Here is a 12552-nt window from a genome sequence, read left to right on the forward strand (position 1 = left end):
TCTCAGGAGGCATTCAATGAAGAAGTTGCGTGTGGGGGCTGTCGCCGCTGTCGCGGGCGTGGCCGTGGCGATGACCGGCTGTGCGAGCAGCGGGGGATCCGGAGGCTCGGCCGACGGCGACACCATCGTCGTGGACATGTGGGCCGGCAGCGAGTCGGACGTCGATGCGCTGGAGGCGCAGATCGAGTTCGCGCAGAAGCAGAACCCGGACATCAAGATCAAGCTGCAGACGTCGCCGTGGAGCGACTTCTTCACCAAGCTCACGACCAACATGGCCAGCGGCAACATGGCGTGCATCACCGGCATGAGCGGCGCGCAGCTCGGCGGCTACACGGCCGGCTTCCGCGAGCTCAGCGACGAGGATCTCAAGACCGCGGGCATCGACTGGTCGGAGTTCAACCCGAGCGCCGACGGCATCCTCAGCTTCGAGGGCAAGGTCTACGGCGTGCCGTTCGACGTCGCCACGATGCTCGTCTACTACAACCAGGACATGCTCAGCGCCGCCGGTGCCGCCACGCCGGAGATCGGCTGGACGTTCGACGACTTCGACACGATCGCCGCCGACGCCACGAAGGACGGCAAGTACGGCTTCGGCATGGGCATGGGCGGCTACCAGTGGATGTCGATGCCGATCGCGTACTCCGCCACGCAGCCCGCCTCCGAGGACGGCACGCTGCACATCGACGACGAGGACTTCGTCGACGCCGCGTCCTGGTACGCCGGCCTGGTCACGGAGAAGAAGGTCGCGGCTCCGGTCGCCTCCGCCTCCGACACCGGCTGGGGCGAGAACCAGTACACGGGTGGCAACGCGGCCATGGCCGTCGACGGCACCTGGAACGCCGTCAGCTACCTCAACAACGAGTCCGGCTTCGCCGCCGGCATGGTGCCGCTGCCCGCGGGTGTGGACGGCAACCCCGGTCCCATCCTCGGCTCCGGCTACGGCATCGCCGAGAACTGCAAGAACCCGGAGGCCGCGCTGAAGGTGCTCGGCTCCCTCGTCGGCGAGGACGCGCAGGACTACATCGCGTCGTCCGGCCGCTCCTACCCGGCCCGCATCTCGTCGCAGCCGCTGTACTTCGAGTCGATCGACGAGCAGTACCGCGACCAGGTCCAGTCGGTGTTCGAGGCCGCGTTCGGTGACACGGTGCCGCTGTACATGACCAAGAACTGGCAGAAGCTCGACAGCTACATCCAGCCCAACCTCGTCAGCGTCTACAACGGCCAGATGACGATGGAGGAGCTGCTGTCGAACGCCCAGGCGCAGTTCGGCGAGTGAGCCGGATCCGGCCCGCACAGCAGTAACAGAGAAAGACAACGAGATGACGATCACGACGAGACGTCGAGGATCGCTCGCCAAGGTCGAGGGCCGCCAGGCGCTGGGTTTCGCAAGCCCGGCCCTGGTGGGCCTCGCCCTGTTCACGATCGTGCCCGTGGGGCTCTCGATCGTGATGAGCGTCTTCGACTGGCCGACCTTCGGCGAACGCACCTTCAACGGGGTGGACAACTACGTCAAGCTGTTCACCAGCAGCCCGGACTTCTGGCCCGCGCTGCGCAACTCGGCCGTGTACACGCTGCTGTACGTGCCGTTGAGCGTCGCTCTCTCGCTCGTGCTCGCCCTCGGCCTCGGCCCCCGCATCCGCGGCCGCGGTGCCCTGCGCGTCCTCTTCTTCATCCCCGTCGTGACCCCGATGGTCGCGAACGTCCTGGTGTGGAAGATGATGCTGCAGCCGCAGGGGCTCTTCAACGGCCTCTCGGTCACCTGGTTCGGCATCGAGCTGCCGAACTTCCTCGCCGACCCCAACTGGGCGATGATCATGGTCGTCGTGATGAGCGTCTGGCAGGGACTCGGCTACAACATGCTGATCTTCTCCGCCGCCCTCGAGCAGCTCCCGGAGAGCGTCCTGGAAGCGGCCAGTATCGATGGCGCACAGGGCATCCGGCGTGTGTGGAGCATCATCATCCCGATGATCTCACCGTCGATCTTCTTCGCGACGATCATGACGATGATCACCTCGCTCCAGGTCTTCGTCCAGCCGCAGATGCTCACCGGAGGCGGCCCCGGCAACGCCACCAAGCCCCTCGTGATGTACATCTGGGAGCAGGGCTTCACCTTCGGCGATCTCGGACTCGCCGCCGCCGCCGCGTGGATCCTGTTCGCGATCATCATCGCGATCACGGGCATCCAGTTCGCCGCACAGAAGAAGTGGGTGCACTATGAGCACTGAGACCCTCGTCCGGCCCACCGGCACCGCCCCGCGGCGTCAGCGCGAGCGGGAGAAGGCGCGTGGTGCGGCGACCACGCCGGGCGCGCGCGCCCGACTGATCCTCGCGCACGTCACCATCTACGTCGCGGCGCTCATCTTCATCGCGCCGCTCGTCTACGCGTTCTTCTCGGCCCTCAAGCCGAACTCCGAGATGTTCTCGATGCCGCCGACGCTCGTGGGCTCCGAGCTCCGCTGGAGCAACTTCGTCGACGTCTTCGCCTACGGACCGTTCCTGACGTACATCATGAACTCGTTCATCGTGGCGATCGGCGGCACCCTGGTCGTGCTCGTGGTGTCCACGACCGCCGGATACGCGTTCGGGCGCCTGCGCTGGAAAGGCCGCGACGCGGTCTTCGTCCTCTTCCTGGCCACGCTGATGGTGCCCGCCGAGGTGCTCGTCATCCCCATGTTCCAGGTCATGCAGTGGTTCAACTGGGTCGACACCTATCAGGCGCTCATCCTTCCCTTCGCGTTCGGCGCCTTCGGCACGTTCCTGATGCGGCAGTTCTTCCGCGGCATCCCCTACGAGCTGGAGGAGGCGGCCCGTGTCGACGGCGCCGGCCCTGTCCGGTCCTTCCTGCAGATCATCCTGCCGCTGTCGAAGTCCGCGGTCGCGGTGCTCGCGGTCTTCACGTTCCTGTCCTTCTGGAACAGCTACCTCTGGCCCCTCATCGTCACGGTCGACTACAACGCGCACGGCACGCTGCCCGTCGGTCTGGCGAGCTTCGCCGGCCTCACCGGCACCCGCTGGGACCTGCAGATGGCCGCAGCGATCATCTCGATGATCCCCACCACCCTGCTCGTGATCGTGCTGCAGAAGCATCTGGTCAAGGGCATCGCGATGGCCGGACTGGGCGGACGATGAGCGCGGTCGGGCAGCAGACGGACGACCCTCGACGAACGACCACGGGCCTCGGATCCGACCTGGCGCTGGCGGGGGTGGACATCGGGGGCACGAAGATCGCGGCCCTCGTCGTGGACGCCTTCGGAGACGTCCTCGCACGCGGAAGCGTGCCGGCACCCGCCAGCGTCGGCGGCCCGGCGATGGCGGATGCGGCGGCCGGTCTCGTCGCGCGGCTGGCGGCCGAGGCCGGTGTCGCCGTCGCCGCGGTGGGGGTGGGCGCCGCGGGCGTCATCGACCACGAGAGCGGCACCATCCGCGCCGCGTCCGCCCTGTTCGCGGACTGGGCGGGCTTCCCGCTCGGCCCGGAGCTGGCGCAGCGCCTCGGTGTCCCGGTGCGGGTGGAGAACGACGTGAACGCCTTCCTCCTCGGTGAAGCCGCCGCGGCGGGTCCGAGCGTGCCCGATGTGCTCGGTGTGATGCTCGGCACGGGCGTCGGCGGCGCGCTGGTCATCGGCGGGGAGCTGCACCACGGCCCGCACGGCGCGGCCGGCGAGATCGGGCACACGCCCGGTTACAGCGACCTCGTCTGCACCTGCGGGCAGACCGGTCACCTGGAGACCCTGGCCTCCGGGACGTCGATCGCCCGGCGGTTCGAGGAGCGCACCGGGCGCTCGGTGAGCGATGCCAGGGAGGTGGCGGAGGCCGCCCGGGCGGGTGACGCCGACGCCCGCGCGGTGTTCGACGCCGCCGGACGGGCGCTCGCTCTCGCCTGCGCCAGTGCCGCGACGCTCCTCGACCTGCCGATCGCCATCGTCGGCGGCGGGGTCACGGCCGCCTGGGACCTCCTGGAGCCGTCGATCGAGCGGACGCTCGGTACCGATGCCCCGGTGTCGGGCATCGCGCTGCGCGTCGTCCCCGCCGTCCTCGGAGCCGACGCCGTCGCGCTCGGCGCCATCGAGAGCGCCCGACGCGCCCTCGCCCCCGTTTCCTGACCACGACTGCGACCGCAGAGGAGAACACCACCGTGACCGCACGCCCGGAAGCCCACGAGATCTGGATGGGTCCGCTGCCGCCGCTCGCCGAGGGCGGGCTCGCGCGGCCCCGGATCGGCATCGGCGGCATCTCCATCGAGTCGAGCACCTTCTCCCCGCACATCTCCGGGGACGAGGCCTTCACGATCCGCACCGGCGATGCACTGCGGGCGTACTACCCGTTCCTCGACGCCGGACGCGAGCTCGCCGAGGCGGCGGAGTGGGTCCCGCTCACGCACGGGCGGTCGCTCCCCGGCGGCGCCGTGGACCCGGACACCTATCGGCGGATGAAGGACGCCCTCGTCGAGGGGATCCGCACGCAGGGCCCGTTCGACGGCTTCTTCTTCGACATCCACGGCGCGATGAGCGTCGTCGGGATGGACGATGCCGAGGGCGATCTGGCTCTCGCGGTGCGGGAGGCTCTCGGCCCGGACACCCTCGTCTCCACGTCGATGGACCTGCACGGCAAGGTCTCGGAGACCCTGCGCGACGCGGTGGATCTGCTCACCTGCTACCGCATGGCCCCGCACGAGGACTGGCTGAACACGAAGGAGCGGGCGGTGTGGAACCTGCTCGACCGTCTCCGTGGACCGCACGGCGGCGATGTGCAGGCGCGGCGACCCTTCACCGCCTGGGTGCCCGTGCCTGTGCTCCTGCCGGGGGAGAAGACGAGCACGCGGCTCGAGCCCGCGCAGGGCATCTATGCCGAGCTCCCCGAGATCGAGGCTCTGCCCGGTGTCGTCGACGCCTCCGTGTGGATCGGCTACGCGTGGGCGGACGAGCCGCGCTGCCAGGCCTACGTCGTGGTCACCGGGGACGACCGTGAGGTCATCGCCCGGGAGGCGGAGCGCGTAGCCCGGATGTTCTGGGAGGCGCGGGAGGATTTCGTCTTCGTCGCGAAGACCGGAAGCCTCGACGAGGCGCTGGAGGAGGCCCTGGCGTCCGGAGCCCCGCGTCCGTACGTGATCTCCGACTCCGGGGACAACCCTACGGCCGGGGGAGCGGGCGACGTGACCTGGACCCTCGCCCAGCTGCTCCAGCGACCCGAGCTCACCGACGGGACGCACACGACGCTGGTCGCCTCGATCTTCGATCCGCGGGCCGTCGCCGAAGCCGTGGAGGCGGGCGTCGGTGCGACGGTCACGCTGTCCGCCGGCGCCGCGGTCGACTCCGGGCCCCACGGACCGGTCGAGATCACCGGCACGGTGTTCTCCGTCACCGACGGCGACCCGGACGCCGGCACCCAGGTGGTGATCGCTGTCGGCGGGCTGCACGCCATCGTGACCGCGCGCCGCAAGCCCTTCCACCACCTCTCCGACTTCCGGATGCTGGGGCTCGAGCCGACGACGGCCGACGTCGTGGTCGTGAAGATCGGCTACCTGGAGCCGGAGCTGTATGAGCTGGCGGCGGGATGGACGCTGGCGCTCACCCCGGGCGGGGTGGACCAGGACCTGCTCCGCCTCGGACACCATCGCCTGCGCCCCGGGGTGTTCCCGTTCGACACGACAGGCGACCCCGATCTGACCGCGGTGGTCGTGCGCCGCGGGGCCGACGAGGAGGACACGGCATCATGATGAACTTCGAGAAGCGCACCGGCCCCGACTTCGGTGCGGCGTCCCCGGTCTACCCCGCGAACGGCGTGCCGGACTGGTACCGCGACGCCAAGCTCGGCTTCTTCGTGCACTGGGGGCTGTACTCCGTGCCGGCGTGGGCCGTGCAGCACGGGGAGGGCGTGAACATCCCCACCGAGGACGCCTATGCGTGGCACCAGTACGCGGAGTGGTACGGCAACACGGTGCGCATCCAGGGCAGCCCGACGTGGGAGCGTCACCAGCGCACCTACGGCCCAGGGACCTCGTACGAGGACCTCGCCGACCAGTGGGACGCCGACGCCTTCGATGCTGACGCCTTCGTCGGTGAGCTCGTGTCGGCGGGGGCGCGTTACGTCGTGCCCACGACCAAGCACCACGAGGGGTTCTGTCTGTGGGACACCGCCACGACGGGATTCAACGCCGTTGCGCGCGGCCCTCGTCGTGACCTCATCTCCGAGTTCCACGACGCCACGCGGCGGGCCGGAGCCAAGTTCGGCGTGTACTACTCCGGAGCGCTCGACTGGCACGTGAGCGACTTCCCGCCGATCGAGTCGGACACCGACCTGTTCCGGTTCCGTCGCAACGACGCGCACTTCTCCCGGTACGCCGCCGCGCAGCTCGAGGAGCTCGTGGACCGGTTCGCGCCCGACGTGCTCTGGAACGACATCGAGTGGCCGGACGGCGGCAAGGGCACGGAGGACTACGCCGTGGCCGCACTGCTACGGCGTTACTTCGACGCCGTCCCGGACGGCGTCGTCAACGACCGGTGGGGCGTGCCGTACCACGGCTTCCTCACCCGCGAATACACGGACATCCCGGACATCATCCCCGAGCCCTGGGAGTCGACCCGCGGGCTCGGCTACTCGTTCGGGTTCAACCAGGCGGAGGACGAGCGGCACTCGCTCTCCGGTGCGGCCCTGGTCCGGCTCCTCGTCGACGTCGTCGCGAAGAACGGCAACCTGCTCATCAACGTGGGCCCCGCGGCGGACGGATCCATTCCGGCGCTGCAGCGGAAGGCGATGCAGGAGCTCGGCGGCTGGCTGTCCGTGAACGGCGCGGCGATCTACGGCACGCGGCCCTGGATGCGGATGGGGGAGCGGACGGGGGCTCCTCGTCGCTACACCACCTCCACCGACGCGGTGCACGTGCATGCGCTCGACCCGGCGGCAGGCGAGTTCGAGCTGCCGTCCGAGCTCGCGGCCGCCGCGCTGTCGTGGGCCGACGGGACCCCGGCCCACGCGACCGTGGACGGCGGCACGACCCGCATCGTGATCCCGGCCGGTCTCCGCGAGGCTCCGGTCGCCGTGCTCACCGCGCACGGCGCCTGACACACGCTCCGCAGAATGGCCCCCGTCGGTGATCCGACGGGGGCCCTTCGTCGCTGAGCTAGGGGCGCGTGCGCTCCTCGAGAACCTCGATCACGTGGCGGTACGGGCGGCCGGTGGCGCGGGTCATGCCGATCTCGCACGTGCGGTTGGCCGACACGAAGGCGTCGAAGCCGCCGCGGGCCGTATCGGCTGCGGCCACCTCGGCCGATTCCTGCGCCGTCGCGCTCGCGGTGAGCTCGGGGTGCAGCATGCCGCGGTCGCCGGCGAACGCGCAGCAGCCCCAGCCGTCCGGCACGAAGACCTCGTCGGCGACGGCGGCAGCGATCGCCGTCAGTGCCCCGGTCGCGCCGAGCGCGGTCGTCGAGCAGGTCGGGTGCACGGCGATCGAGGGGAGCTTCGCATCGACGGAAAGGCGCGGCAGCACCTCCCGCGCGACGAACGTGGTGGCGTCCTCGATGCGCAGCCCCGCGTACTCCGGGTGCGCGGCGACGGCCTGGGTGAGCATCACGTCGAGGCCCTCGGTGCAGGAGGCCGCATCGCAGACGACCGGGAGCTCGCCGTGGCGGCTGGCGTCCCAGAGCGAGGCCAGCACCCGGGCCGACATGAGGCGATACCCGTCGAGGTGTCCCTTGGACTTCCACGGCGTCCCGCAGCAGAGCCCGCCGTTCTCCTCCGGGACCACGACGGGGATCCCGGCGCGGTCGAGCAGGGCGCGCAGGGCGTCGCGGGAACCGGGACCCTCGTCCTCCGGGCCGAACATCGTACCGATGCAGGCGCCGAAGAAGACGGCCTGGGCATCGGGCGGTGAGACCGGTCGGGGCGGCGCGGTGCCGCCGCGGGGGAGGCCGCCGTCGTAGAGGGGCACGGTATCGGCGCCGAGCACCCCGCGTCCGACCCGCGTCGCGCCGCGCACGAGCGGGACGGGGAGAGCGTCGGCGACCGTGAGGGCGACGCCGCCGGCGCGCGTGACGGTGCTCCAGTGCTTCGCCGCCGTTCCCCACGCGGCCCCCTCCACGGCGTTCTCCTGCTCGGCGCGGAGGCGGCGGACGAGGTCGCCGGTGTTGATGTCCACCGGACACGCGGCGCCGCACATGCCGTCGACCGCGCAGGTCTGCACGCCGTCGTAGTCGTAGTCGGCGCGGAGGTCCCGCAGCAGCGCCGTGTCGCCCTGCTCCTCGGCCCAGGCCATGTCCCGGCGCAGCACGATGCGCTGCCGGGGTGTGAGCGTGATGCTCTTGCTCGGGCACGTGGGCTCGCAGTAGCCGCACTCGACGCAGCGGTCCACCTCGCGCTCGACCGTGGGCACGCGCTTCAGATCCTGCAGATAGGAGTCCGGGTCGTCGGAGAGCACGACCCCGGGGTTGAGGATCCCGTCCGGATCGAACAGCCGCTTGATCTCCCACATCATGTCGGTGAGCTCGTCGCCGTACTGCCGCCGCACGAACGGCGCCATGATGCGGCCGGTGCCGTGCTCGGCCTTGAGGGATCCCTCCTGCGCGAGGACGAGCTCGACGAGGTCGTCCGTGAAGCGGCGGTACCGCGCCACGCTGTCGGGGTCGTCGAAACGCTCGTTCAGCAGGAAGTGGACGTTGCCGTCCTTCGCGTGCCCGAAGATGACGGACCCCTCGTAGCCGTGTTCCGCGAACAGCTCGATCAGGCGTTCGCAGGTGGCCAGCAGCCGGGGGACGGGGACGACGATGTCTTCGAGGAGAGCGGTCGTGCCGGACGGCCGCGCTCCGGCGACCGCCGTGTAGAGGCCCTTGCGGACGTGCCACAGCGCGGCGCGCTCTCCCGCATCCGTGGTCAGTCGCGGGGCGACGGCGAGGGGGAGGGCATCGAAGTGCGCCTGCGCTGATGCGCTCGCGACGGCGAGGGCGTCGTCATCCACGGCGTGCACCTCGACGAGGAGCCCGGCGTGGCCCTGCACGTCGATCTCGGAGATCGCGGCCGGGACGTCGCTCAGGCCCTGGGCGACGCGCAGTGAGGCGGCGTCCAGGAGCTCGATCGTCGCGAGTCCGAGCTCCGTGAGAGCGGGGAGCGCGGTCATCGCCGCCGACAGAGTCTCGAAGACGAGCAGGCCGGTGGCGATCGCGGGGCGCACCTCGATGGTGCGGAAACGGGCCTCCGCGACGAAGCCGAGGGTCCCTTCCGATCCGATGAGGAGGTGTTCGAGGATCCGCACCGGGTCGTCGAAGTCGAGCAGGGCGTTCAGGCCGTAGCCCATGGTGTTCTTCATCGAGAACTGCTGTCGGAGGAAGGCGACGTTCTCGGGCGCGGCGAGCAGCCGCTCCCGGAGCGACGACAGCCCGGCGAACAGGGCGGGTTCCGCGGCGCGGAGCACATCCGCGGCGTCCGCCCGTCCGGTGTCCAGCACGGTGCCGCTGGGCAGCACGACGACCATCGAGGTGATCGTCTGGTACGAGTTCTCCGTGATGCCGCAGGCCATGCCGCTGGAGTTGTTGGCGACGACGCCGCCGATCGTGCAGGCGATCTCGCTGGCCGGATCCGGTCCGAGCTTGCGGCGGTACCGGGACAGCCGTGTGTTCACCTGCCGGACCGTGGCCCCGGGGCCGACCCGCACCGCGGCGCCGTCCTCCTCGATGTGTATGTCGCGGAAGTGGCTGCGCGTGTCGACGAGGATGTCGCCGCTGATGCCCTGCCCGGAGAGGCTGGTGCCGCCGGAGCGGAACGTGAGCGTACGCCCGGCCGCCCGGACCGCTGTGAACGCGCGGGCGACGCCCTCCGCGTCCGCGGGGGAGAGCACTGCGTCCGGGACGAGCAGGTAATGCGAGGCGTCGTGGGCGCGGGCGAACCGGTCGATGGATCGGGCGTGGACCTGCGTCTCGGTCCCCAACAGTGCGGGATCGAGGGGGTGGTCGAGGGTGGTGGGCACGGTGCTCCTCTGCTCCGCTCGAAGATTGTCTGACAAGTGTACTGAACGACGGGCGTCTCACTAGACTGTTCCGCATGACCTCGATCGCGGAGCGCCCCCTCGGCGTGGTCGGCGTGGTCGATGCCGTGACCGGACAGCTGCGCACCCGGATCCTCTCCGGCGAGATCCGCTCGGGGGAGCCGCTGACCGAGGCGGCCGTCTCCCAGACCTACGGCGTCGCCCGGCCCAGCGCGAAAGCGGCCATCGAGCAGCTCGTGGCCAGTGGACTGCTCGTCCGGACGGCGCATCGCACGGCGCGTGTGGTCGGCATCGAGGCGGAGACCGTCCGCGACGTCTACCGCACGCGGATCCGGCTGGAGAGTGCGGCGCTGCGCGAGCTGGCGGAGAGCGCGGCCGTGCCGGCGGCCGCTGTGGCGGCGAACGCCGAGTTGCAGGCGATGGCACCGGGCCCCGATCCCGCGACGGTCGATCCCGACCTCCGTTTCCACACGGCCCTCATCGACGCGCTGGGAAGCGAGCGCACCAGTCGCATGTACCGGAGCGTGCTGGACGAGGTGCGGTTGTGCATGGCGCAGGTGCAGGGGCGGCGTCTCCTCGACGCGGAACTCATCGCCGCGCAGCACGCCGAGATGCTCGAGGCCGTCGCCGCCGGGGACGCGGAGCGCGCGGCCGCCGTGCTGCGTGCCCACCTCGCCTCGGCCGAGGACCGTCTCGTCGAGGCCCTGCACGGCTCCTGACGTCAGCCCGCGTCGGCGGGGGCGTCCTGGATCTGGATCGGCGCATCCGTCGGGTCGGCCCAGACCGGAGCAGGCAGAGGCGTGTCGACCTGACCGGCCTGGATCGCGCGGAGGGCCTCGGTGATCTCGTCGGCGTTCTCGGGCACCGCCAGGCCGCAGGTGCGCAGCTCGGACGCGAACTGCAGGGTGAGCCGTATCTTCCCCGCCTCGATGGCCTCGGAGGTGGTGCCGGTGCGGATCTCGCTGCCGGTCTGGATCGCGGGCACCTCGTCGCAGACGTGATAGACCTTGCCGCCGTCGACCCACACGACCTCATCGGCCCCGAGGAGCTGGATCACGGCGGACTGGTCCGCGGTGTACTGCTCGACGGACGGCGGGGTGAAGCTCGTCCCGACGACCGCGGCGAGGACGGCCAGGACGATGCCCACGATGCCGGCGGTCGCCTTCTGCCCCTTGTCCATGTCCTTGTTCAGGAAGATGAGGATGACCAGGGGCAGGAAGGCGACGACCGCGATGATCGCGCCGAGCTGGTTCTGGACGAAGAACCGCGTCTTGTCCGCGCGCCGCGCCGGGTCGAGGGTGTTGGCCTTCTTCCACAGGATCGAGCCGATGATCGACAGCGCGGCGATCACGACCAGCAGGACGAGCAGGGCGATGAACGCCCACTGCGGGAACTGCGCCGTCGCTCCCTGCTCTTCCAGGAGGCCGGTGTCCGGATCGCGGAGCAGCCTGCCGCCCTCGTCGACGAACTCGCGCTGGCGCAGGAGCCAGAAGATGCCGACGGCCTCGCCCGCGATGGCGAGTGCCCAGAGGACCGCGGCGATGATGCGGAAGCGCGTCGCGGAGGCCTTGGCCTCCGGGCTCGGCGTCCAGCCCGCGGGCGGCTCGCCGGTCGCGGCGCCGGTCGTGGGACGACGCGGCGCGGCGGAAGACGTCTGGTCGTTCTCGGCCATGGTTGTCCTTTCCCCCGAAAGTCCTCGGCGACCCCGCCGAGGTATCCCCGAGCCTAGTGGCCGCGGTGTCCTACGCTGGAGAGATGACATCCGATTCGGACGACGCCCTGAGCTGGGAGGGCGACGACAGCGCGGAGCGACGCCCCCGGGACGCCGCACGGCGCTCCACGCCCGCTCCGGAACCGACGCCGGTCGAGGCCGTCGCGCCCGCGGCGCCCGCATCCGCGTCGGGGGACGAGACGACCGGGGCGCCCTCCGGTCTCAGCAACGCGATGCTGGTCCTCGTCGGGGTCGTCGGGGGCGTCTACCTGCTCTACACCCTGGGGTGGATCGCGGGCGGTCTCCGCCTGCAGCCACTCGCCTCGTTCCTCGTCGCGGATTTCATGTTCCTGCCCTGGTTCGTGCTGGCGATCGCCGCCCCCGCGCTGTGGTTCCTCGCGACATGGGTGCTGACGCGGGGCCGGGCCTCCTGGATCCGCGCCGCCGTGCTCCTGGCGGGCGTCGTACTGCTCGTGCCGTGGCCGTTCGTCACCGTGGGGGTGATCGGTTCATGAGCGCTCCGAAGTTACCGTCCGCCGTGGCGACCGGCTCGCCGCGCTGGCTCGTGTGGACCGTCATCGCCCTCGCCGGGCTCTTCTACGCCTACGCGGTGTGGAACGCAGTCGCGCACCTCATCACCATGGCCCAGACCGGTCTCACCGGCACCGGATGGGCGACGCTCCTGTTCGGCGTGGTGTTCCCCGTCATCGTGTTCGGGTTCGCCTTCGCGATCGGCCGGCGGCGGCGGGTGGGCGAGCTCGCTCTGACGTTCCTCGCCGGACTCGGGATCGTCGCGGTGTTCTGGATGAGCCTGCTCGCGCTGAGTCTGACGCTGCCCAGCGCCTGACCCGCATCCGTCACGCCGTCACAC

General features: G+C 70.7%; 11 protein-coding genes. 9 read left to right on the top strand and 2 right to left on the bottom strand.

Annotated features, from left to right (window positions below; all coding sequences use genetic code 11):
* Positions 1-16: 16 nt before the first annotated feature.
* The 6 genes from BLU02_RS00630 to BLU02_RS00655 all read left to right on the top strand — a co-directional run bounded on the left by BLU02_RS00630 (position 17) and on the right by BLU02_RS00655 (position 7059).
* Positions 17-1276 (top strand): ABC transporter substrate-binding protein, encoded by a 1260-nt coding sequence (locus BLU02_RS00630; protein ID WP_060920976.1) that lies wholly within the window; start codon positions 17-19, stop codon positions 1274-1276.
* Between the two features lie 43 nt (positions 1277-1319).
* Positions 1320-2225, top strand: coding sequence for a carbohydrate ABC transporter permease (locus tag BLU02_RS00635; RefSeq protein ID WP_060920975.1), 906 nt, complete (start codon positions 1320-1322; stop codon positions 2223-2225).
* On the top strand, positions 2215-3129 hold the full coding sequence (locus BLU02_RS00640) for a carbohydrate ABC transporter permease (RefSeq protein ID WP_060920974.1): 915 nt from the start codon (positions 2215-2217) through the stop codon (positions 3127-3129). Before BLU02_RS00635 ends, BLU02_RS00640 begins: the two co-directional genes overlap by 11 nt.
* The gene (locus BLU02_RS00645) at positions 3126-4100 is read left to right on the top strand and encodes an ROK family protein (RefSeq protein WP_083370842.1); all 975 of its coding nucleotides are present in this window, start codon (positions 3126-3128) and stop codon (positions 4098-4100) included. The genes BLU02_RS00640 and BLU02_RS00645 overlap by 4 nt, the downstream gene beginning before the upstream one ends.
* A 65-nt stretch (positions 4101-4165) precedes the next feature.
* Positions 4166-5713: a M81 family metallopeptidase gene (locus BLU02_RS00650; protein ID WP_303621141.1), complete on the top strand. Its 1548-nt coding sequence runs from the start codon at positions 4166-4168 to the stop codon at positions 5711-5713.
* The gene (locus BLU02_RS00655; RefSeq protein ID WP_060922656.1) at positions 5710-7059 is read left to right on the top strand and encodes an alpha-L-fucosidase; all 1350 of its coding nucleotides are present in this window, start codon (positions 5710-5712) and stop codon (positions 7057-7059) included. Before BLU02_RS00650 ends, BLU02_RS00655 begins: the two co-directional genes overlap by 4 nt.
* Positions 7060-7117: 58 nt before the next feature.
* Here BLU02_RS00655 and BLU02_RS00660 read toward each other — a convergent pair whose 3' ends face one another.
* A complete protein-coding gene (locus BLU02_RS00660) occupies positions 7118-9952 on the bottom strand; it encodes an FAD-binding and (Fe-S)-binding domain-containing protein (RefSeq protein WP_060922657.1) in 2835 nt (944 codons plus the stop codon).
* Positions 9953-10026: 74 nt separating this feature from the next.
* Between BLU02_RS00660 and BLU02_RS00665 the strand changes: the two genes are divergently transcribed.
* On the top strand, positions 10027-10689 hold the full coding sequence (locus tag BLU02_RS00665; RefSeq protein WP_060922658.1) for a GntR family transcriptional regulator: 663 nt from the start codon (positions 10027-10029) through the stop codon (positions 10687-10689).
* A gap of 2 nt (positions 10690-10691) precedes the next feature.
* Here the strand turns inward: BLU02_RS00665 and BLU02_RS00670 are convergent, their stop codons facing one another.
* A complete protein-coding gene (locus tag BLU02_RS00670) occupies positions 10692-11642 on the bottom strand; it encodes a hypothetical protein (protein ID WP_060922659.1) in 951 nt (316 codons plus the stop codon).
* An 83-nt stretch (positions 11643-11725) separates the two neighbouring features.
* Between BLU02_RS00670 and BLU02_RS00675 the strand changes: the two genes are divergently transcribed.
* Both BLU02_RS00675 and BLU02_RS00680 read left to right on the top strand, forming a co-directional pair.
* Entirely contained in the window at positions 11726-12196 is a 471-nt protein-coding gene (locus BLU02_RS00675; RefSeq protein ID WP_060922660.1) for a hypothetical protein, read from the top strand.
* Positions 12193-12528, top strand: a complete 336-nt coding sequence (locus BLU02_RS00680; RefSeq protein WP_060922661.1) for a hypothetical protein — start codon at positions 12193-12195, stop codon at positions 12526-12528. Before BLU02_RS00675 ends, BLU02_RS00680 begins: the two co-directional genes overlap by 4 nt.
* Positions 12529-12552: the final 24 nt, after the last annotated feature.

It is taken from the genome of Microbacterium paraoxydans, from assembly GCF_900105335.1.
GTDB classification, from domain to species: domain Bacteria; phylum Actinomycetota; class Actinomycetes; order Actinomycetales; family Microbacteriaceae; genus Microbacterium; species Microbacterium paraoxydans.